This is a genomic window from Burkholderia sp. AU39826 (assembly GCF_020419965.1).
Lineage (GTDB): Bacteria > Pseudomonadota > Gammaproteobacteria > Burkholderiales > Burkholderiaceae > Burkholderia > Burkholderia semiarida.
In genome coordinates this window covers 199,801-221,181 of the sequence record NZ_JAIZQG010000003.1, presented here as the reverse complement: position 1 = coordinate 221,181, position 21,381 = coordinate 199,801, and the positions used below count along the sequence as shown (strand labels likewise).

The 21,381-nt window shown below is 65.0% G+C and carries 18 protein-coding genes and 1 pseudogene; 10 read left to right on the top strand and 9 right to left on the bottom strand.

What is annotated here, in order from left to right:
- Window positions 1–323: 323 nt before the first annotated feature.
- A complete protein-coding gene (locus LGM42_RS10020; protein WP_060317569.1) occupies window positions 324–1,274 on the top strand; it encodes a helix-turn-helix domain-containing protein in 951 nt (316 codons plus the stop codon).
- 162 nt (window positions 1,275–1,436) lie between these two features.
- Here the strand turns inward: LGM42_RS10020 and LGM42_RS10015 are convergent, their stop codons facing one another.
- A complete protein-coding gene (locus LGM42_RS10015; protein WP_060317573.1) occupies window positions 1,437–2,549 on the bottom strand; it encodes a porin in 1,113 nt (370 codons plus the stop codon).
- Between the two features lie 192 nt (window positions 2,550–2,741).
- Between LGM42_RS10015 and LGM42_RS10010 the strand changes: the two genes are divergently transcribed.
- The gene (locus LGM42_RS10010) at window positions 2,742–3,449 is read left to right on the top strand and encodes a GntR family transcriptional regulator (protein WP_060317576.1); all 708 of its coding nucleotides are present in this window, start codon (window positions 2,742–2,744) and stop codon (window positions 3,447–3,449) included.
- A gap of 31 nt (window positions 3,450–3,480) precedes the next feature.
- Here the strand turns inward: LGM42_RS10010 and LGM42_RS10005 are convergent, their stop codons facing one another.
- Window positions 3,481–4,905, bottom strand: coding sequence for an MFS transporter (locus LGM42_RS10005; protein WP_226232128.1), 1,425 nt, complete (start codon window positions 4,903–4,905; stop codon window positions 3,481–3,483).
- 159 nt (window positions 4,906–5,064) lie between these two features.
- On the opposite strand from LGM42_RS10005, the gene LGM42_RS10000 reads away from it, so the two are divergent.
- On the top strand, window positions 5,065–5,901 hold the full coding sequence (locus tag LGM42_RS10000; RefSeq protein WP_060317583.1) for an alpha/beta hydrolase: 837 nt from the start codon (window positions 5,065–5,067) through the stop codon (window positions 5,899–5,901).
- The gene (locus tag LGM42_RS09995; RefSeq protein WP_060317586.1) at window positions 5,898–6,275 is read left to right on the top strand and encodes a RidA family protein; all 378 of its coding nucleotides are present in this window, start codon (window positions 5,898–5,900) and stop codon (window positions 6,273–6,275) included. The genes LGM42_RS10000 and LGM42_RS09995 overlap by 4 nt, the downstream gene beginning before the upstream one ends.
- A 35-nt stretch (window positions 6,276–6,310) precedes the next feature.
- On the opposite strand, the pseudogene LGM42_RS09990 reads toward LGM42_RS09995, so the two are convergent.
- The 3 genes and pseudogenes from LGM42_RS09990 to LGM42_RS09980 all read right to left on the bottom strand — a co-directional run bounded on the left by LGM42_RS09990 (window position 6,311) and on the right by LGM42_RS09980 (window position 11,734).
- Window positions 6,311–6,594: pseudogene (locus LGM42_RS09990) on the bottom strand (BMA_0021/BMA_0022 family TOMM bacteriocin).
- Window positions 6,595–6,686: 92 nt separating this feature from the next.
- Window positions 6,687–10,736: a TOMM system kinase/cyclase fusion protein gene (locus LGM42_RS09985; RefSeq protein WP_226232127.1), complete on the bottom strand. Its 4,050-nt coding sequence runs from the start codon at window positions 10,734–10,736 to the stop codon at window positions 6,687–6,689.
- Window positions 10,733–11,734 (bottom strand): FHA domain-containing protein, encoded by a 1,002-nt coding sequence (locus LGM42_RS09980; protein ID WP_226232126.1) that lies wholly within the window; start codon window positions 11,732–11,734, stop codon window positions 10,733–10,735. The genes LGM42_RS09985 and LGM42_RS09980 overlap by 4 nt, the downstream gene beginning before the upstream one ends.
- A 727-nt stretch (window positions 11,735–12,461) precedes the next feature.
- Here LGM42_RS09980 and LGM42_RS09975 point away from each other — a divergent pair.
- The 3 genes from LGM42_RS09975 (at window position 12,462) to LGM42_RS09965 (ending at window position 15,392) form a co-directional block, all read left to right on the top strand.
- Window positions 12,462–13,010: a TetR/AcrR family transcriptional regulator gene (locus tag LGM42_RS09975; protein ID WP_059581361.1), complete on the top strand. Its 549-nt coding sequence runs from the start codon at window positions 12,462–12,464 to the stop codon at window positions 13,008–13,010.
- 140 nt (window positions 13,011–13,150) lie between these two features.
- Entirely contained in the window at window positions 13,151–14,011 is an 861-nt protein-coding gene (locus LGM42_RS09970; RefSeq protein WP_059581364.1) for an N-acyl homoserine lactonase family protein, read from the top strand.
- 145 nt (window positions 14,012–14,156) lie between these two features.
- Complete coding sequence (locus LGM42_RS09965; protein ID WP_226232125.1) at window positions 14,157–15,392, top strand: MFS transporter; 1,236 nt, start codon at window positions 14,157–14,159, stop codon at window positions 15,390–15,392.
- A 211-nt stretch (window positions 15,393–15,603) separates the two neighbouring features.
- Here LGM42_RS09965 and LGM42_RS09960 read toward each other — a convergent pair whose 3' ends face one another.
- The gene (locus LGM42_RS09960; RefSeq protein ID WP_060317923.1) at window positions 15,604–15,891 is read right to left on the bottom strand and encodes a putative quinol monooxygenase; all 288 of its coding nucleotides are present in this window, start codon (window positions 15,889–15,891) and stop codon (window positions 15,604–15,606) included.
- A gap of 225 nt (window positions 15,892–16,116) precedes the next feature.
- Window positions 16,117–16,653: a carboxymuconolactone decarboxylase family protein gene (locus tag LGM42_RS09955; RefSeq protein ID WP_226232124.1), complete on the bottom strand. Its 537-nt coding sequence runs from the start codon at window positions 16,651–16,653 to the stop codon at window positions 16,117–16,119.
- Between the two features lie 225 nt (window positions 16,654–16,878).
- Between LGM42_RS09955 and LGM42_RS09950 the strand changes: the two genes are divergently transcribed.
- Window positions 16,879–17,193 carry a hypothetical protein gene (locus LGM42_RS09950; protein ID WP_226232123.1) on the top strand — a complete coding sequence of 105 codons (315 nt, stop codon included), beginning with the start codon at window positions 16,879–16,881 and terminating at the stop codon, window positions 17,191–17,193.
- Here the strand turns inward: LGM42_RS09950 and LGM42_RS09945 are convergent.
- Both LGM42_RS09945 and LGM42_RS09940 read right to left on the bottom strand, forming a co-directional pair.
- Complete coding sequence (locus LGM42_RS09945) at window positions 17,159–17,527, bottom strand: BON domain-containing protein (RefSeq protein ID WP_226232122.1); 369 nt, start codon at window positions 17,525–17,527, stop codon at window positions 17,159–17,161. The genes LGM42_RS09950 and LGM42_RS09945 overlap by 35 nt on opposite strands.
- Window positions 17,528–17,996: 469 nt before the next feature.
- Complete coding sequence (locus LGM42_RS09940) at window positions 17,997–18,929, bottom strand: LysR family transcriptional regulator (RefSeq protein ID WP_059581376.1); 933 nt, start codon at window positions 18,927–18,929, stop codon at window positions 17,997–17,999.
- A gap of 140 nt (window positions 18,930–19,069) precedes the next feature.
- On the opposite strand from LGM42_RS09940, the gene LGM42_RS09935 reads away from it, so the two are divergent.
- The gene (locus LGM42_RS09935) at window positions 19,070–20,077 is read left to right on the top strand and encodes a zinc-binding alcohol dehydrogenase family protein (RefSeq protein ID WP_226232121.1); all 1,008 of its coding nucleotides are present in this window, start codon (window positions 19,070–19,072) and stop codon (window positions 20,075–20,077) included.
- A 62-nt stretch (window positions 20,078–20,139) separates the two neighbouring features.
- Window positions 20,140–21,363, top strand: coding sequence for an SMP-30/gluconolactonase/LRE family protein (locus tag LGM42_RS09930; protein ID WP_226232120.1), 1,224 nt, complete (start codon window positions 20,140–20,142; stop codon window positions 21,361–21,363).
- The last annotated feature ends 18 nt before the right edge of the window (window positions 21,364–21,381 follow it).

Below are 21,381 nucleotides of genomic sequence, written 5' to 3'. Positions count from 1 at the left end.
TCCTTGAAAATCGGTGGTTGTTTTTCATGGCGCGAGCCAGCCCGTGCGGCTCGACGCGCCGACGGGCCGCGTGTGAGCGCACGCCCGATTCGACAGGACAGCTTGCCGACCGCTGTTCGATTCTAGAGACGCGCCGCCCGTGCCGATCGGCATTGCGTGCACACTTTTTGCCTCTGCGTGCAGATCGATGCCGCCGCGGAATGTGGAGAAACCGCGATCGGCGCCACGGGGCCGGGCTCCCGACAATGACTGCGCCCGAGCGCGCGTCCCGGCCATTTGCATTAACCTTGACGCGTTCCCCAAGCCTTCTCCTTCTTCCGGCAATGGCACATGAACTCGTCGTCGACGCCAGCAGCAGCAGCGCGAACCTGCGCGACCTGATCGCGGACAGCTTCCTGCCGCTGGTCTTTCACGACACCGGCCCGCTGTTCCGGATGTCGGCGCGGGTGGCCGCGGTCGGCGGCCTGCGCATGGCGGACGTCGACACCACGGCGATCCGCGTCGACCGCGACCGCTCGCTCGCGTCGCGCGCCGACAGCGACTGCTACAAGATCCTGTTCCAGATCGCGGGACAAAGCCGCGTCACGCAACGCAACGCGACCTCCACCGTCAATCCGGGCGAGTGGGTGATCTACGACGCGACGCAGCCCTACTCGATCGAATCCGCGAACGCATCGCACTTCGTCGCCGCGCTGACGCCACCGAGAAGCGGCACGATGTGGCGCTGGTTCGTGGAGCGCGCGGGCGTGCAGGTGCGCCCGACCGTCGGCAATGCGCAGCTTGCGCTTCAGTCGATCCGTTACCTGATGGAAGGCCAGGTGCCGAACGATCCGGAAAGCCTGTTCGGCTTCGAGCAGTCGACGCTGATGCTGCTCGATTCGGTGATCCGCCGCGAGGCGAGCGATTCGCTGACCGGCGCCGACGCGCGCAGCGCCGCGCTGCGGATGAACGCGGAAATCTATCTGTCGCATCACTGCAGCGATCCCGGCTTGTCGCCGGACAAGCTGGCGAGCGCGCTGAACGTGTCGCGGCGCACGCTGTACAGCGCGCTCGCCGCGACCGGGCGAACACCGCAGAGCCTGATCCAGGAATACCGGCTGCAGGCGAGCCGGCGCGCGCTGGAAGATCCGGCCGATACCAGCCGCACGCTGCTGGAGCTCGCGATCGCGTGCGGGTTTTCGGACATCACGCATTTCGGGCGGGCTTTCAAGGCGCGGTTCGGATGTAGCCCGGGCGCATATCGTGTCGCATACCGAAATATGTCGGGAGACTGACGCGATTCATCGCGTGCTGCCCGTGCGGCATGCACCGGAGCACGGCGCAGGCGCTGTCCGGCATGGCTGCGGAAGGGGCCGCCGGATGACGTGTAGCCTTGCGTTGCACGGGCAACCGTGCCGCGGTCAGCGGCCGATCGCGCCTGAACCGGAGCCGTCGGCTCAGAACTTGTGCCGCACGCCGATCGACGCGGAAAACTGCTGCTTCGAGGTCGACGGCGAGTTGTAATAGATCCGCGCGAACTGCGCATCGCCCGCGGCCTTCTGGAAGATGCCGACCAGAAAGAGATCGGTTCGCTTCGACAGGAACCAGTCGACGCCGGCGTCCACCTGGTGCCATTTCGGCGCGTTGCCGGTTGGCCGATAGCGACCGGCGGTATAGATGTACCCCAGCCCGATCAGGACGGTCGGCGACAAATAGTCGGTGACCGTCGCTTCGTAGTTGCCGAGACTGAGCCGTGACTGGTCGGCGTAGTCGAACGACACATGCGTGAACATCAGCGAAATCCTTGCGGTGCCGATCGCATAGGCGGCGCCGATACCGGCCATCTGCTGCTTGTCGACGCCCGCGCCCGTTGCACTCGTCGCGAACGGCGACGTGAATCCGTAATCGCCCGACACGGCGCCCGACGGGTTGGCCGCATCGTTCGGCCTGTCGACCGTGTGATAGGCGATACCAGCACTCAACGGCCCGTTCGTATAGCTCAGGCCGGCATTGAAGTCCCGATTGACGGAAAAGCCACCGCTCAGGTTTGAAAGCGCATAGGCCGACAGCAGCCGGAAGCCCGCCACCTCGGGGCTCCTGTACTGGATCGTGTTGTTCACGCGAAACGTCGGGAAGATGTTGTCGGAATCGCCGATCGGCGGCCCGTATGTCGCAAACTGCACGGCCGCCTCGTAGGGCGCGAGCGTCTGCGCCATCGTGTCGATCTGGCGGCCGAACGTGAGCTGACCGAGCCGGTCGTTCGCGAGGCCGACGAATGCCTGCCGTCCGAACAGGCGCGCTCCCTGGCCGAGCGTGCCGGTCGACAGGTTGAAGCCGTTCTCCAGCGTGAAGACCGCCCGGTTGCCGCCGCCCAGGTCCTCCTTGCCGGTGATCCCCCATCGCGGCGCCTGCTGGACTCCGCTGGCCAGTTGCCACTGCCGGTTTCCGCCGGCATTGCTGGTGTACATGAGGCCTTCCGACAGCACCCCGTACATCGTCACGCTGCTTTGAGCATGTGCTGCTCCAGCGAACACCAGAAACAGGCAAGGCAAGGCCAGATGCTTTTTCATGCGATTCCCCGAGCAAGAAGGTGGACGGCATACATCGTCAGGATTCCGACCGAACCATATAATTTATAAATTTTGTCGTCCATATAAAATATGGGATTCTTGCAAAAACTGGGGTTTTTCCTATAAATTGGGCGCCTGCATATACATTTGGGACGAGTCCGGGTGCACCGGGCGACGGTTCAGGAGCAGGACATGGTGCAAAGAGCACAAACACCGCAACGCGCGGCGGCCGATACACCGAAGGCCACGCTGTCGGAACAGGCTTACGAATACCTGCAGAACGATCTGCTCTCCGGCGCCTTTCCGCCGGGTGAAAAGCTCAAGCCGCAGACGCTTCAGGCGCGCTATGGCGTCGGCATCAGTCCCATTCGCGAAGCGCTGATGCTGCTCAGTTGCGACGGGCTCGTGACGAACGAAGGCCAGCGCGGCTTCCGGGTGGCCGAAGCGTCACGGGAGGATCTGCTCGACATCCTCGAGGCGCGCAAGAAGATCGAGGGCGAACTGCTCGTCGACGCGATCAGGCACGGCGACGAGGAATGGGGCGCGCAGATCACCGCGGCTTTCTACAAGCTGGTTCATACGCCGCTGCCGGCCCCCGACGACATCCCCGGTGCGAATCGCTGGGAACTCGCTCATCGGCGCTTCCATGCATCGCTCATCAGCGCCGCCCGCTCCGCATGGCTGCGCCGCATCGACGAGCAGCTCGTTCGGCATTCGGAGCGATACCGCCGCATGCGCTTCGCCGCGCCGCTTCCGAAGGAAGCGCTGGCCCGCGACATCGTCAGGGAACACCAGGCGCTGATGGAAGCCGTGCTCGATCGCGACGCGCCGCGCGCGCGCAAGCTTCTGCTCGCGCACATCGACGAAACCGCGCAGGTCGTCGCGCAACTGCTGCCCTGATTCGGAACCACGCGGATCGCCCGCGTGCGCGTCAAGCCGGGGAGCGAGGCGCAGGATCGAGTTTTCGGCCCGGCACGCCGGGAAACGGCAGGATCGCGGCAAGCACGGCCGCTGCCGCGATGCTGCCGGCCATGAAGAACAACGCATTGGAAAAGTCGGGCGAGTGCCCGCGAATCCAGCCGATCGCATAGGGCCCGACGAAGCCCGACAGGCCGCTGATGGTGTTGACCAGCGCCAGCCCGCCGGCGGCGGCCCGACCGGTCAGGAACGACGACGGAATCGACCAGAAGACGCTCAGCGAAGCGCCGATGCCAAGCATCGCGAGACAGACGGACGCCAGCTCCAGCGCGGCCGAATGAACGAGCGCGCTGGCCATCAGGCCGATGCTCCCGACCGCAAGCGGGATGGCCAGGTGCCAGCGACGCTCGAGCGTCCGATCCGAATGGCGGCCGTTGAGCACCATCGCAATTGCGCCGAGCAGGAACGGCAGCGCGCTCAGCATGCCCACCTGAATCGTCGACATCGCCGCCATCTGCCTGACGATCTGCGGCAACCACAGCGTGATGCCGAAGAAGCCCGTTCCGACCAGCAGATACAGCAGCCCGAGCAGCCAGACGATCGGCTCCCGCATCGCCACGCCCAGTCTCTCGGTGCCCAGCGATGCGGCGGCCTCGCGATCCCGCTTCATCGTGTCGACGAGCCATTCCCGTTCCGGCGCCGACAGCCAGCGCGCGTGTTCCGGCTCGTCCGACAGGAAAAAATACGTGAAGACGCCGAGTGCGACAGCCGGCACCGCCTCGAGGATGAAGATCCATTGCCATCCCGCCAGGCCCGCGACGTCCCCCATCGACAGGATCGCGGCCGACAGCGGCGCGCCGACCACGACGGCGATCATGTTGGCCGACATCACTTGCCCGATCGCGCGAGCCCGCTGCTCGGCCGGAAACCAGCGAGTCAGGTAGTACAGCACGCCGGGCAGAAATCCGGCCTCCGCCACGCCGAGCAGGAAACGGATCGCCACGAAGCTCGTCGCGTTGAAAACGAACGCCTGCAATGCGGAAACAATGCCCCAGGTCACGATGATTCTCGCCAGCCACAGGCGCGCGCCGAAGCGCTGCAGCGCCAGATTGCTGGGAATCTCGAACAGGATATAGCCGATGAAGAAAATGCCCGCGCCGAAGCCGTAGAGCTCGGGCGTGAAATGAAATGTGTTCGTCATGTCGAGCGCCGCGAAGCTTACGTTGACTCGATCGAGGAAATTCACGAGCCACAGCAAGAACAGCAACGGCACGATCCTGAGCGTCACCTTGCGCATGGTGCCTACGGCAACCGGCTGAACCATCGTCGTCTCCTGATTTGTTTGTCGTCCCCCGCGATCAGGCCGCCCGCGAAGGCGGATGCTCCGCCGCGTTGCACGACAGCGGTCATCCGATGTGGCGCATTGTTGGTCGGTCAATAAGCACCGTCAATATAAATTTTGTGCTTTTTATAAATTAAATGCTCCTCTATGATGGCTGGCATCCCAACCATCCCATGCACGGCGGGATCGCCGCCGCCGGCAGGGCGACCACGAGGAGACCCTTTGATCCCGTCCACTTTTCAACTGGATGCGCAAATGCCGCTACCGACGGCCGAAGCGGAAAACTATGCCCGCACCGCACTTTCCTGGGCGCGGGACGTCCCGGCCGACATCGTTTCCGAGCGGAACGTCAGCTACGGACCGACCCGCTTCCATCGCTATGACATGTTTCACTCGGGCCGCGCCGACAAACCGCCCGTCGTCGTCTTCTGGCACGGCGGAGGCTGGACGAACGGCTACAAGGAGTGGGGCCATTTCATGGCCAAGCATGTCGTCGGCCTCGGGGCGATGCTCGTGCTGCCCGACTACCGGCTCGCACCCGAAAGCCGGATGCCCGCCGCATTCGACGACTGCGCGCGGCTCCTGCGCGCGCTCGCCGCGTCGCGAACCTTCACCGGCGACTTGCGGCGCGTGTATGTCGCAGGCCATTCGGCCGGCGGCCATCTGGCCGCGTTGACGGCCTTGCGCCTGCACGGGTACGGCCGTGCGGCGGACGTCGGCGTGACGATACGCGGATGCGCGCCGATCAGCGGAATCATGGATCTCGCGCATCCGGCACCGCCGGCAGGCAGCCTCGAGGCACGCGTGTACGACATGGTGTTGAACGACATGGACGACGACGTCCTGTTCAGTCCCGTCTGCTGGACCGCTGGGAATACCGTGCCGTTCGCATTGAGCTACGGCGAACGCGATTCGGAGCGCGTGATCCGGTCGAACCGCCGGCTGGCGAGCTTGCTCGCGTGCCAGCCGGCACCCGTCGTCTGTCGCGTCGCGCGAGAGCTGAACCACTTCGAAACGCATCTCGCGTTACGCGATCCGAATTGCGACTGGTACACGATGCTGGGTGAACTGATGCGGGGGAATGCGCAATGAAGGAAACCATCGACACCGGGCTGCCGTCGCTCGGCCAGCCGTTCTCGTGGGCCGTGCGCGCGGGCAATCTGGTGTTCACCGCGCACGGCCCCGTCCGGTCCGACGGCACCATCGACACCGGGCGGATCGAGGATCAGGCACGGCTGACGTTCTCCAATCTGGCGCGAACGATGGCCGCCGCGGGCGGCTCCCTCGACGACGTCACGCAGGTGCAGATCCAGATGACCGAGATCGATAGCATGCCGATCATCGACAGGGTGTACCGGGAATACTTTCGTGCGCCCTATCCGAACCGTTCGAGCGTCGTCGTCAAGGCACTCGTCGTGCCGGGCATGGGCATCGAGATCGTGGTCAACGCGGTGCTGTCGGATTGAACCGGGTCTCCTTTGTCATGTCGGTTTCCCCGGAATCATTCCATGACGGTGACGTGGTCCGCGTTGTACGCGGCCAGCGCCTGCGCGAACCGCGCCTCGTCGGCCAGCGCGGGCGGCAGGTACAGCGTCAACTTGTTTTTCTGGCCGGCCGTCCAATCGCCGTTGACGGTCGGCGCCATTCCGACGATTGGAGCTGCGCCTTCAGGTCGAGCCTGAACGGAAAGTGATAGTCGAACTGCTCGCGCAATGCGTGGATCGGACCGGCCTCGAGCTTGTCGAGAAACGTCGGCGAATGCCAGGCGAGGGCGATCGCCCGGATGACGGTCGCGCGGTATTCGAGAAACTGTCCGTACGTCGGTAATCGAAGATCCCTGCTCGTCGTCTGCTCTGCTGAATGACAGTTTGAACGACTTACGGCAACGACTGCAACGTCGCCTCGGCGAGCCTCGCGATCCGGCCCATGCCCGCCGTCGTTGCAATTTCGGCTGCGCGCCGGCACGCATCGAGCGCGGCCACGCCGCCGCAGCGCCGATCGGCCCGGCGCAAGAACTCGGCCTGCTTGAGCAACAGCTGGGCTTCGTAATACCGTTCGCCGCTCGATTCGCACAAGGCGAGACACTGCCCGACCTGCGCGAGCGCCGCGCCGTAGTCGCCGCGTTCGGCATCCAGCTCGGCAAGCAACGACGCGTAGTAGGTCATGCCGAGCAGGCCGCCCGACTGCCGCTGCGCATCGAGGTGCGCGGCGACGCCCGCGCGATCGCGTTGCGCCCACGCATGAATGATCGCGGCGTAATGCCCGACTGCCCGCAACCGGTGCGTGCCCGTGAGGCGGAGAATCGCTTCCGACACCGCTCGCGCCGCGTCGCGGTCTCCGGTGAGCTGATGCGTGCGCGCGAGGTATAGCATCGTGACGCCGAGCGTCGGCAGATGATCGAGACAGGTCGCGCAATAGACGGCTTCGCGCGCCATCGCGAACGACGGCTGCGGATCGTCGTCCATGCACCAGCGCACGCTGGCGAGCGACGCCATCGCCCACGCGCGCGTATCGAGCGCCAGGACGCGCCGGTGCCCCGCGTCGCGTCGCACGTCGTAGCCAGCCAGCACCGCGTCGAACGCGGCACGGGCGCGCGCATAGTCGCCGTCGACCCACAGGCTCATACCGCGCATCGCGTCCGCCGCGACCTGCACGCCCGCATCGCCGCGCTCGGTCGCCAGCGTGTCGAGCCGCTTGCCGATCCGGCGCACGGTCGGACGGTCGCCGGCGACGTGGTAGTACGTCGACAGCGTCCACAGCGCGCTGATCTCGAGTTCGGGATCGTCGAGCGTCTGCGTCTGCCGCAGCAACTGCTCCGCATGCTCGCGCACCCGCGGGTCGGCCCAGCCGAATCGCGCCATCGTCGCGTGCGTCAACGTGGCGCGGATGCGCGCACTGTCGTGCTCGCGCCGCGCGTGATCGGCAGTAGCGAGCCAGTCGGACACGGCCTGCCCGTAACGGATCGCGTCGTCGTATCGCGAACGCTCGAGCGCGCGATGCGCCGCATCGATGCCGTGCGCGATCGCGTCCGCGTACGCGCCTGCGCGCGCGAAGTGCGCGGCGACGCCGAACGCATGCGCACCGGCACCGCGATCGGCCTGCGCGAGCAGCGCACGGCCGACGCGCGCATGATTGCCGCGCCGTACGGCAGGCGGCATCGATTCGTACGCGGCGTCGCGAATCAGCGCATGGCGGAACGCATAGAACACGCGATCGCGCCGATGCTGCGCGTACACGATCCGCTCTTCGAGCAGCAGCCGCAGATGTTCGTCGAGCGTGGCGCGATCATGCGGCGAAGCGTCGGCGAGCAATTGCGCATCCACTTCGAGCCCGATGGTCGCGGCCAGCTGCGCTGTGTCGCGCGCGTCGTCGATCCGGTCGAAGGCGAGACCGAGCATGCCGCCGAGACTGAGCGGCAGCGGGTACGGGTCCGTTGCCGCTGGCTCGGCAATCGGACCGTCCGCGCCGCTCACCGTCAGTTCGCGCGCGACGGCCTCGATGAACAGCGGGATGCCGGCCGTGCGATCGGCGAGTCGGTCGAGCCACGCCGGATCGAATGCGCCCGGGCCCAGATGCGCCGACATCAGGCGCTGCGCGTCGTCGCGCGGCAGGCGTCGCAGCACCAGGCGGTCGGTCGCGCCGCGCCAGCGCGCGAGCTTGTCGGGGCGCGACGTGAGCACGATGCAGAGTGCCGCCGCGCGCGGCGAGTGCTGCAGATACGCGAGAAACTCCTCGGTCGAGCGATCGAGCCACTGAACGTCCTCGATCACGAGCAGCACCGGCGCGCCGTTGCCGAGCGACACGATCAGTTGCTCGAGGACGTCGAACAGCGCGTGCTGTTTGCGCGCGCTCGACCACAGGAGCCCGTTCGCATCGCAGGGCAGCCCGAGCCAGGTCGCAAGCGCGACACGCGCCGCCGCATGGTCGCAATCGAGCGGCGCGATCATCGCGTCGATCGCCGCGAGCGCGGCGCCCGGTGCGCGATCGGCGTCGACGTGCCAGTGCGCGGCGATGAATCGCAGGACCGGAAACAACGCATGATTCTCGCGTTCGGGCAGGCACCCGCAATGCGCAAAGGCATGGCCGCGGGTCCGCACGGCCTCGCACAGTTCGTGCACGAGCCGCGACTTGCCGAAGCCCACATCGCCGACGACGAGCCGCGGCACGCCGCGCGGCGGCGGCTCGCCACGCATCGCGCGACGATGCCGCTCGTGTGTGTCCTGCCACGCGCGCAACAGCACATCGAACTCGCGCGCGCGGCCGACCATGGGCGTCCGCCTGCCGGCGTCGAGCGAATCGAACGGCGTATCGGCGTACCGCTCGCCGAGCAATTCATGAACCGGCTGCGACACGAGGCCCGCGCGCGCCAGCCGCAACGCGGTCGGACGCGAATCGGCATGCCGTTCGAGCACGAGCCGCGCATCGTCGCTGATCAGGATCTGTCCGGGCCTGGCCAGCCGCAGCAGCCGCGACGCCGCGGCGGGCGTCGACGCGCCCGACATGTGCGACGCATGCGCGAGCATCTGCCCGACGTGAATCGCGGCGGCCACTTCGACTCGCCAGCCTTCTTCCGCGCCGCCGGCACTGCCGCCGGCGGCCGACGGCACCGGCAGCCGCGCACGCTCGGCGACGCGCACCATGTCGAGCGCCGCCCGCGCCGCGCGACGCGCGGGCCAGTCGATGTCCCCTTGCACGCCGAAATGGAACAGCAGCGTGTCGCCGAGCCGTCCACCCGCGTGCGCGCCGTAACCGATCGCGATATCGGCGCACTTCGTCAGCCACTGCGCCTCGTAGCCGTCGAGCGCCATCCCCTGCTCGGTTCCGGCACGACGTTGGCGGCCCTCTCCGGCGATCGTCACGCAGCAGCACAGCGTGGTGATCTGCCGGTACTCGCCCCCCTCCGCGATCGTCTCGCCGCGCGGCCCAAGCGGGCGCGCACGTGCGCGGCGGCCGGTGCGACCGGTGTCGAACCGGCCGACGAGCGCGGCGAAGTTGAGCGCACGAAACTGCGCCGCGAGCGCCTCGGCCGACGCGGCGCGCTGCCGCGGATTCTTGTTCAGCGCATGCCGCAGGACCGCGCCGAGCGGCAGCGCCGCGATCGGCGGCGGAAGCGCGACATCCACGGGGCTCAGCTGCTGATGGAGGATCTCGGCCACGCTCGCGCCCTGCATGACGACCTCGCCGGTCAGGCATTCGAGCACGATCAGGCCCCACGCATACAGGTCGCTGGCGGGCGTCGGCGGCTCGTTGCGCAATTGCTCGGGCGCACAGTAGGGCGGCGAGCCGAGCACCTCGGTCGCGAGCGTCGCGGTCCGACGCGTGATGTCTTCGGTACCGGGCAGCAACGCGCCGATGCCGAAATCGAGCAGCTTCGCGTGCGGCCCGTCGTCGGCCATCGCGATCACGACGTTGTGCGGCTTCAGATCGCGATGCACGATGCCGCGCCGATGGGCGGCCGCGAGCGCGTCGAGCACTTCCGTCATCAGCCGCCCGGTGTCGATGGCCGACAGCGGCCCGTCCGCCGCGAGCCGGTCGCGCAGCGTCCGGCCCTCGACCAGTTCGAATACGGCGAACAGCCGCCCGTCGGGCGCCTGCCCTTGGTCCAGCAGCGCCACGATGTTCGGATGCCGCAGCGCCTCGCACAGGCTCGTCTCGCGCCGGAAGCGCGCACGCCGGCGCATGCGCTCCGGCGCGATCAACGCGGCGTCGTCGCGCATCAGCTTGATCGCGACCGCGAGCCCCGTCTCGTCGCAGGTCGCCCGAAACACCACGCCGTTGCCGCCTTCGCCGAGCAGCGCGCCGAGCCGGTAATGCCATCTGCCGGCGAGCGTCGCGAAAGGCGCCGCATGCCTCGGCGGTTCAGATGCATCCGGCCCGGCGGGCGCGCGGGAGACGATCGGCAGCACGGCCGGGCCTCCGGCGTTCACGGACAATGGACGACCGGGCCCGGCACCGCGCGCGGCGCGCCGGGACGCGACCCGCCGCTCGGCACCCACTCGCATTCGAGATGCTCGCCGCGCACGATCCGGAACGGAACATCGCCGAAGCGGACGCTGCCGCGCCGACGCTCGACGAGCTGGCTGGCGCCCAGCCCGGGCAGCGCCGCGAACTGGCTCCGGGCGCGATGAATCTGCACGTTGACGTGGGATGTGTCGATGCCGAGCATGCGCGCGAGCCGGTCGAGCTCGATCCATCCCTGCGTGGCGGCGTCGTGGCCGGCCTGCCTGTCGGCCGAGCGCGCGCGGGCGAGCGTGACGAGGCTGTAGTGATGGGCGCGCTCGCCGAGGTCGACCATGCCGCCGCGGACATGCAGCAGCATGCGCACGTGCTCCTCGTTCCGGCTGACGAAGAATTCGAGCAGTTGCGCCGGCGCGGCCGGATCGGCGTGGGCGGCGAGCGTCACCGTCGAGCCTTGGCGCGCGAGGGCGAGGCGCCATGCGCAGTCGCCGGTCGACACTTCGTCGCCGTCATGGAGCGCGCGCGGCGGCAGCGTGTCGTCGCACAGCCATTCGCCGGCCGGCGATCGGACGATCGTGACCGGCTGCGCGGCAGGGGCCGGCAGGATCTGGCGCGGCGCGAGCACGATCGGCGCGACGGCGCCGCGGATCGGCCACAGCGTATCGGCCGGATCGTCGAGCGATTCGACGCGCCAGGGCGCGATGCCGGCCCTGCCGAAGCGAATCACGTCGCCTTGCCGCAGCACCGCATGCTCGCCGTCGCGCAACGATACGCCCGATACCGACGTGCCGTTGCTGCTGTGATCGTGGAGTTCCCAGAGCCCGCCGGCCCAGCGGACATGGGCATGGACGCGGGACACCGAGCCGTCCCGGATGACCGTGTCGCAGCGCGCGTCGTCGCGGCCGAACACGTGATACGCGCGGAGCAGGCATGCTTCTCCGGAAGCGTCGTTCTTGAGTATCGCCATGGCCGCCCCGTGTCGGATTCGCCCGGATCGTTCGAGTGCCGCATCGACGTTGCCGGACAAGCGATTGATTCAATGATCGCGAACGGTCGCACGTTCGCCGCCTCGTTACCTGTTTTTCCGATCAGCTGTCTTGCAAGGGGTCGCCCCGGCATCGCACGTTATTTCAGCAAATTGAACTGTCGATCGCTTTGTTGTTTTAAAATCGGGCGCCCGATGAAATCCTGCCAAATAAAATCATGCCCCGCAACCGGAATGCACGGATAACGACTTCATATTGCAATCCTTTACGTTTCCGATAAATTTCCGGGTTGCCAATAAGGGGTCGAAATTATTCATCGTCTCGCAAACCGCCACCAGACATACATCTGACCGGTATGGCGACATTGAATGACAGAGCGGGATTAATGACCTTTGCCAACGCGGAAATTTTGTTTGCCCGAGCGAAAATAAAATCACACCGTTTCGATTGTTTAAATAATTTTCCCTGGCGTTTTTATAATCGATGCCGTTTAACCCGTCCGTAAATCAAGCCGCGCCGCTCATGCCTTTCGGGATAGCCGGCTAACGCGGGTATGTCGGCGCGACGATGCACATGGGGTAGTCGACCGAACGGCCGCGACACCGGATACAGCCCCGCACCCCGCCGGTCGTCGTATCGATTCGCCCGGCCCCCCAAAAAAACCGTTCGGTTTAAAATGTTTGCAAATCATCTCATGGTGTGAGGGGCATGGGCAGACCCAAAAAATTCAGTCGCGAAGGCGTGTTGCAAAAGGTCCTCCCGCTCTTTTGGAAGTACGGCTTCGCCGGCACGTCGCTCCAGCAGCTGGAACGGGCGTCGGGCGTCAACAAGTCCGGGCTCTATGCGGAGTTCGGAGACAAGGAAGACTTGTTCCTGCATACCCTCCTCTACTACTACGAACATCGCGGGGCGTTGCAGATCCTTACCGCGGAGCCGAAAAGTTACGGCAACATCGAGCGCTTCCTGCGGCTGGGCGATGCGCAAGACGACGGCTGCGTAGGTTGTTTCTCCGTCAATTCGCTGCGTGAATTCCCGTCGTTGTCCGACCGCGTGCGCGAAGTCGTCGGCGCGTATCACCATCGGCTGATCCCGCAGATCATCGAAAATATCGAGGCCGAGCCTCATCACCTGCCTGCCGCGACCATCGCCACGATCGTGACGGTGTTCTTTGCCGGCTATTGCATCGAGCGCAATTTGCCCGCCGAGGCCGAAGGCGACGCCGTCGGCGCATTCATGCAAGCGCTACGCCTCCTTTGACGCTCGTCCGCGGTCGGCCCGCTTCGCGATAGACCAATCGTTTTGAACCGATTGGTTTTTTTAATTGGCCCCGCCTCGCCCGCTTGATCATACTGAACCGATCGGTTCAATAAAGTACCGATCTACAGCGGAGAGCAGCCATGAGCTTGAAGATTCACCCGATCAACTTCGGCAACATGTCGCTCGATTCGAGCGGCCTCGTCCTGTTTCGCGAACCCGGCAAGCAGGTGACGATACCGGTGCTCGGGTTTCTGATCACGGGTGGCGCGCATCCCGTGCTCGTCGATACGGGTTCGCGCAGCGTCGAGCAGTACGCTGAATTCGGTCTGCCCTACGAAGTCACGCCAGAGATGACGATCGAGTATCACCTCGCTCAACACGGCCTGAAGATGAGCGACATCCGTCACATCGTCCATACGCACGCACATATCGATCACGTCGGCATGACCGACCGATTTCCCATGACGACAACCGTCGGTATCTCGCGTCGCGAGCTGGAATTCGCGGCATCCGGGATCATGGGCCCGCTGATGTACACCGCGGCCGATACGAAGCATCTGATCGACCGCCTGCATACGCGCGGCGCAATCCGGCTGTTCGACGTGGACGGCACGTTCGAGGAAGAGGTCATTCCGGGCGTCGCGGTCCGTCTCTCCGGTGGCCATACGCCGGGTTCGCTGTCGGTGCTCGTCGAAACCGACGAAGGCATTGCCAACATCTGCGGCGACATCGCCTACAACCTGAAGGATCAGTTGATCGACCCGATCCTCGACCAGGCCGCGCACGAACCCACCATTACCGCGAACCGCGCGATGTCGACGCTCGACGAGAAGCGCGCGATCAAGCGCGCGCTTGCAACGAGCCGCTTCCTGCTGCCAAGCCACGACGTGCCCGCGCTGGTGAGCGGCGGGAAGGTGGTCGGCCTGATGGAAAACGCCATCTCGAACCCGCGGGCCGACGTCACGAAGGCGTCGAATTACACGCCATTGACGCAGGGTTGAACCCAGATGCCCGGCCTTCTGCGTCGAACGCTCGGACTGTTGATTGTCGCCGCGGGCGCATTCCACGCCGCGGCCGCGCTGGTTCTGCACGCGCTCGGCAGCTAGTCGGTTGATCGGTGCGTGCCCGTCTCGTCTGCGGCGCCGCGTGCTTCTCAAGCCTCGAAAGGACTCTCTCATGACTACGCCCTTTTCCGCGCGGACGGCGCGCGCACTCCACACCCTCAGCCTCGCGTACTTCGTACAGGCGACGGGCGCGCTCTCCGTCGTCGGCAGCCTCGACTCGATATCGCGTCAATGGGGGCTCGCCGATTCGCAAAGCGTTTACCTCGTTACCGTGTTCGGTGTGACGTTCGCTTTCGCCGCTCCGCTGCTGCAAGTCGGTTTTGGACATCTGCGACGCCGTCGCCAGGTTTTGCTCGGCTTGGCGCTGTTCAGTACGGCTGCCCTCCTGCTGGCGGCCGCGCCGAATTATCCCGTGCTGCTGCTGTCGCGCGTGCTGATGGGGCTCGGCGCGGGTTTCATCGGCCCCGTGCTCGGCGCCTTGGGTTCGAGCCTCGTCGAGCGCGACCAGCAGGGCAGCGCGATTGCCACCGTGCTGCTCGGCTTGAGCGTCGCCGGCCTGGTCGGCATGCCGCTGTCCGCATGGATCGCGCACGCATGGGGCGCACGATCGCTCTTCGTCGCCGTCGGGCTCGCCGGCGCCGTGACCGCCGCTCTCATCGTATGGGCCGTACCCGACACGAGCCGGGGCGAGAACATCGAATTCGCGACGATGGTCTCTCTTCTGACGCGCACCGCTACGCTCAGTGCATTTCTGGTCGTGTTCTTCATCGCGGCCGGCGTCTATTCGACGTACGCTTTTATCGCACCCATCATTCGCGACGTATTCCACGCAGGCGCCGACATGGTGTCGACTTCGCTCGTGGTGCTCGGCGTCGCCGGCGTCGCGGGCAACCTGTTCGTGACGCGCGCCGCGCGGCGCCATAGCGCGGAAACGATGCTGCTCGCCGGCCTCGCCCTGCTTGCAGCGGACCTGGTGTTTCTCTGGTTCACGCCCCCGAGCCTGCACCTGCTTTTTGTCGCACTGACGGCGTGGGCGTTCGCGACCGACCTGCTGTGGCCTTCACAGCAACGGCGCATCGTCGAACTCGTACCGCAATGGCGAGGCATTGCGTTGGCCTTGACCGCATCCTTCGTGTTTTGCGGCATCGGCGTCGGCTCCGCCGTCGCGGGGTGGGTGTATCCCGCGTTCGGTTTGGCAGGGTCGATCGGCAGTTCACTGGCGTTTCTCGCGCTGGCGACCGGCAGCCTGCTCGTGTCCCGTGCGTCGGTCAACGCGAAGACCTGCGCGGCCGGGTGTCGGGAATCGCTTCAATCATGACGCGATCGAGACAAGCACCGGCCCGCGGATACGCGAGCAGGCCATCGGAATGAACGGCGTCCTGACCGCACTCGTCGCGCCCGTACTCGCGGTGCTCGTTCGATGATCGACGTCGCGCACGCGACGTCCGGCCTCGATCGAACGAACGAAAAATAACGGCGGCCGGAAATCGATCCGGCCGCAGGCTTGTTCCAGAATGATTTCGGTTCGCCTAGATCAGTTTCTCGAGCAGCACGACATCGAGCGTCGCCTTGCCCGCGAGTTCGCGCGCCAGGTTCTGGAACGCCGGTGCTTCGCCGTGGACCTTCAGCGCACGTTCGTCCCGCCACCGCTCGATCATCGTAAAGCGATGAGCCGCCTCGCGGTCTCGATGCAACTCATACTGCTCGCACCCATCCTCGGTCCGGACGGCCGGTACGGCCGCCAACAACGCCGCTTCCACCGCCTTCGCGTGTTGCGGATCCGCGGTAATCGTGGCAACGACAAACTGCTTTGACATTTTCATTCTCCATCGTAAAGGGATCTTGCGAGCATCTGCTTTCGTTTGACACGCCAGTACGACGACACGATCGGACAGATCGGTTCGTCCGCATGGCGCCCCGTCGCTCATTCAGTCTTCGAACTGCTTCGCGAGCGTCAATGCACACAGCGCCCGACGGGCGCTGTGTGGCGTTCCGGAACGACACCGGGTATTGGCCGTCAGTCGAGCCGACGCCCGACACGTTCAGTCGACTGCCGGAAAGTCCAGCGTAGTGTCGTTCACGCGGTTCACCAGGTTGGTGAAGGTGATCGATGTCATGACCAGGATGATCTCGATGACCTGTCGCTCGGTATACCCCGCGTCCAGCACCGCCTCCAGCACGCCCGGGGGCACGGTATCGCGCGTCGTCGCGACCGATCGCACGAACGAGAGCAGCGCATCACGCCGGGCCTCCCCCGACGCGCGACCGGCGCGGATATTCTTCATCACTTCCGGCGTGAGACCCGACATCCTGCCGAGCATCGTATGAGCGGCCAGGCAATAGTCGCAACCGGACAGCGCGCTTACCGCAAGGCGCACCGTTTCAATATCGGCCTGATCCAGAGAACTTGCCGCGATCGCCGCATCGACGTTCAACATGGCCGAAAGACCGGCCGGGCTGTGCGTGCCGATGGTCGCGTAGGCGTTCGGGACCTTCCCAAGTGCGGCCTTGATCTGACCGAACACAGCTGCGGTTTCGCCGGTAGCTTCCGACGGCTTCAGGGTAGTCAAGCGTGTCATATATCTCTCAACGAGTTGGATAACGAAGTGCCGACCGGAAACGGCCGGCAGGATAGCGACGATGACGAGTCGGAGCCCACGCCCCTGGTTTTACTGCCAGATAACCGCGCCAAATGCCGAACAGGTCGCGTCACGCAACGCGCACGACAATTATCGACATCGAAAACCCACGACCCGATTTAATCGCAGCAGTTGTCATCATAAAAATTCGCCGCTTGAATTTGAATGCGATTTACCGAAAAACTGACTTTGCTCGTCAACATCGGGGCCGGCCCATTTCGCGTGCAGATCATTCATTTTCAGGCACGTCATGAACGTGTCGGCGCGATATCGACCCACCAATTACCCGGCAAAAAGGACGTTATTTCGGCGCGACGAACACACCCGTTTTCCGTGCATGGCGCCATGCAACATTCAAAATCGGAACTCGGCCTGCGAGCCGCCGCGAACACCGAGCGACGCGCGAACGCATCGGTACGCGCACGTCGGCCTCCGGTGACGGCAATCAACGGCCCGGTTCGCCCGGCACCACATTGTTGACGACGGACGTCACGCCCGCGACCCGCGCGGCGCTATCGCCGGCAAGCTGGACTTGTTCGCTGTCGGGCACGTATCCGGTCAGGGTGACGGCTCCCCGGCGAGCGAGCACCCGCACGTTGATTGCATTCAATCCTTTCGTTTTCGACAGCGCCCATACGATTTTCCGCGACAGCGCGCGATCGGCCGCGCGTTGCGCCTTCTTTTCACTCTTCGTCACATCTTTCTGGCTGACGACCTGCTCCGGCGGCGGAGCAGTATTCTGCTCCGCCGCATGGGCTGAAATACCGAAGGCCAAATAGCTGACATACAGCATCGACGCGATCGTCTTCTTCATCACACTCTCCTTAAACAACGTGAACGTAAAGTTATCAAGGGATAAAACCCGAGTGAATGGTAGGAAGACAATTGGGCGACCTCAATGGCCTCTCCCTGAAAACAGCTTTCAACGCGCGTTCTTCGCCTTCCCGCACCGATGCTCGCAAGCCACCTATACCTGCGCATAGGTGCATTCATTATTTTCGACTAGCTCGAATACACGGCGAGACGATTTTCCGGGCAACTCCGAAACGCCAAACTGGCTGCATGTGTTGCCCGATGACCCGAAAGGCGCCTGAACGACGTTCGAACGTGGGCGATCTGCCAGCGGGAACCCGGTTGCCGTGGACTATCGCGACTGGACGTTAACGAAACCTGCGGACCAGACAGCGTCCCGAATTGGAGCCGAGAAGCCGATGAATACCCCGTTGCGCGCCGTTCTCCGTTCACCTCCGCACGTCACGGCTCGCGCGGCTAAAAAGGCCGTGCTACTCCATCGCGTCGCCAACGTAGTCGCGCATCGCGGCGATCATCGGCGAAATTCGTTCGCGGAGGTGCGCATGAAGGTATCTGACCGCCGGCGAGAACTGGCGACGATGCGGACACACGAGGCTCAGCGGGGCCGCCTCGCCTCGCTGATCGGGCAGCAATACTGTCAGGCGCCCCGCTCTGACGTCGTCATGGACATCGAGCCAGGATTTGTAGGCAATGCCCCTGCCCTCGACAGCCCAGCGCCTCGCAATTTCGGCATCGTCGCACAGCAGCACACCCTTCACCGTGACCTGCCGCCTCACGCCGCTTGCGGGGAACAGCCAGCGATCGTAGACACGCCCACCGAGCACGTAGGGCAAACAGTCGTGCAAAACCAGCTCGTCGAGCGACGCAGGCGCGCCGTGCCGTTTCACGTATTCCGGAGCGGCGACGAGCACTCTTCGGTTGCTTTCGGCCAGCGGAAGCGCGACGTAGCTTGCGGCCTCCGGCGCGCCATAGCGGATAGCCACGTCCACCGGATCGCGAAATACGTCGGTCACGTAGTCGGACAACGAAAGCTTCAGCACCAGCTTCGGATGCGCATCGCGGAACACGCCGAGCCAGGAAAGCAATGCATTGCGTCCGATATCCGACGGTGCGGCGATTCGCAACGTACCTTGCAACGCGTGCTTTCCTCCGTGCAACCGCTCACGCCCCTCGTGAACCATGGAGAGCACTTCCTCCGCATAGGGCAGGTACTGCTCGCCTTCCGCGGTGAGTTTCAGGCTTCGGGTGGAGCGTGCAAAGAGACGGGTATCCAGCTCGCGCTCGAGCCTTTGAATCGCGGCGCTCACCTGCCCTGGCAGCAGATCGGCTTCCCTCGCCGCATTCGAGAAGCTGCCGAGCGCCGCGGCTCTCACGAATAGTTGAAGGTCCTCGAGCCGCACCATTTTCATTCCTGGAGTGAAAGTCCTCCCTAATGTAACGCGTTTTTCCCGCAGTCGAGGTCGAGCAGTATTTCACTCACACGCTGGCGCCCGGTCTGCAGCGAGCAGCCCAGCGCCACTCAACCATCATTCGGAGTTCAACCATGAAAGCGGTTGTCTATACACAGCATGGCCTGCCCGCGGACCATCCCGAGTCCCTTTTCGATGCCGAGGTGTCCAAGCCCGAAGCCGAGCCGCGCGACTTGCTGGTGAAGGTCGACGCGATCGCCGTCAATCCCGTCGACACGAAGGTTCGTATGGGGTCGCCCACCGAGCAGCCGCGGATCCTGGGATGGGACGCCGTCGGAACCGTCGAGGCAATCGGAAGCAACGTTTCCATGTTCGCTCCGGGAGACAAGGTTTTCTTCGCGGGCTCGATCGCCCGGCCCGGCGCGTATGCGCAATATGTTCTCGTCGACGAGCGTATTGCAGGCCGCAAGCCCGCGACGCTCTCCGATGCTCAAGCAGCAGCGTTGCCGCTTACGTCGCTGACGGCGTGGGAACTGCTCTTCGATCGCCTCGGGATCGCCGAGGGCGCCGGTGCCGGCGATGCATTGCTGATCGTCGGTGCGGCCGGCGGCGTCGGCTCCATGCTGACGCAACTGGCGCGTCAACTGACGGGGTTGCGTGTAATCGGGACGGCGTCCCGCCCCGAAACGCGCGCATGGGCGCAAGCGCTCGGTGCACACGACGTCATCGACCATACGCAGCCGCTACTCGAGGGGCTGCGCCGCATCGGCGCCCCGCAAGTGCGCTACGTCGCCAGCCTCACTCAGACGGACGTCCATTACGCGCAGCTCGTCGAGGCGCTGGCGCCGCAGGGCCGACTTGCCGTGATCGACGACCCCGACACGCTGGACGCGATGCCGCTCAAACGCAAGTCGATTTCGCTTCATTGGGAACTCATGTTCACGCGATCGCTGTTCGAAACCGCGGACATGGTCAGGCAGCACGAAATCCTCGATCGCGTCTCCACCCTGATCGACGACGGTACGTTACGCACGACCATGGCCGATCACTTCGGAACCATCAATGCCGAAAATCTCCGGCGCGCCCATGCCCTCATCGAGAGCGGTCACGCGCGAGGAAAGATCGTGCTGGAAGGCTTCTGACGCACGCCGACGACGCCCTGTATCGCCATTCCGAACATGCTGGACAAGACCGGAGAACAAACATGCACTTCCCGCATCGACGCATCACGAGATTCACTTCCCTCCGCCGAACCGCAACCGCACTGGCAGCCGGCTTGAGTTTCACGCTGCTGGTCAACCAGGTGTTGGCGCAACCGTCCGCGCCGGCAACGGCGCCGGCGGTTCAGGCGACCGACCGCACCATCGGCGCGATGGACACGGTGGCCACCTTTTCCGGCCCGATGCCCACCGGCGTGACGGTTGCCGAGAACGGCCGGATTTTCGTCAATTTCCCGCGTTGGGGCGACGCCGTGCCTTTCACCGTTGGCGAGTTGCGTGACGGCCGCGTCGTCGCCTATCCAAACGCCGAGATCAACCATGCCGATGCGGCGCACCCGTCCACGCACTTCCTGAGTGTCCAAAGCGTCGTTGCCGACGGTCACGGCAAGCTCTGGGTTCTGGATACCGCCGCACCGAACTTTTCGGAGCCGGTCGCGGGCGGCGCGAAGCTCGTCGCCATCGATCTCGCGACCAACCGCGTCGTCAAGACGATCGTGTTCCCCGCGAACGTGATGCGGGCCCAGACCTATGTAAACGACATGCGCTTCGATTTTCGCATCGGAAAGGCCGGGGTCGCTTACGTGACCGACTCCTCGCTGTCGGGCATCGGCGGCCTGATCGTGATCGACCTCGACAGCGGAAAGGCGATACGCCGCCTGACCGGCGACGTGTCGACATCGGCGGATCCTCGCTTCGTCCCGGTCGTCGAAGGCCAGTCGTTGAAAGTCCGCGACCCGAACGGGACCACCAAGCCCTTTTCCGTGGCGTCCGACGGCATCGCGCTCTCCGCGGACGGCCAGACCCTCTACTACTGCCCGCTGTCGAGCCGCCATCTCTACTCGATTCCGACCGCGATGCTGCGCGATCCGGCGATCAGCGACGCGCAACTGGCGGCCGCGGTGAAGGATCTCGGGGAGAAAGGGGCGTCCGACGGTCTTGCCAGCGACGCGAACGGCAATGTCTATGCCGGCGATTACGAGCACAACTCGATTCGCAAGCTCGAACCGGGCGGCGAATGGCAGACGATCCTGCACGATCCGCGCGTGCTGTGGCCCGACACGCTGTCGGTCGGCCCGGACGGTTACCTCTACTTCACCGCGAACCAGCTTCACCGCCAACCGGTATTCCACGGCGGCAAGGACGAGCGCCAGAAGCCGTACGCATTGTTCCGCGTACGCATCGGCGCAGGTCCCGCACCGACCCGTTAATCCCTTTCGCCATCGCCG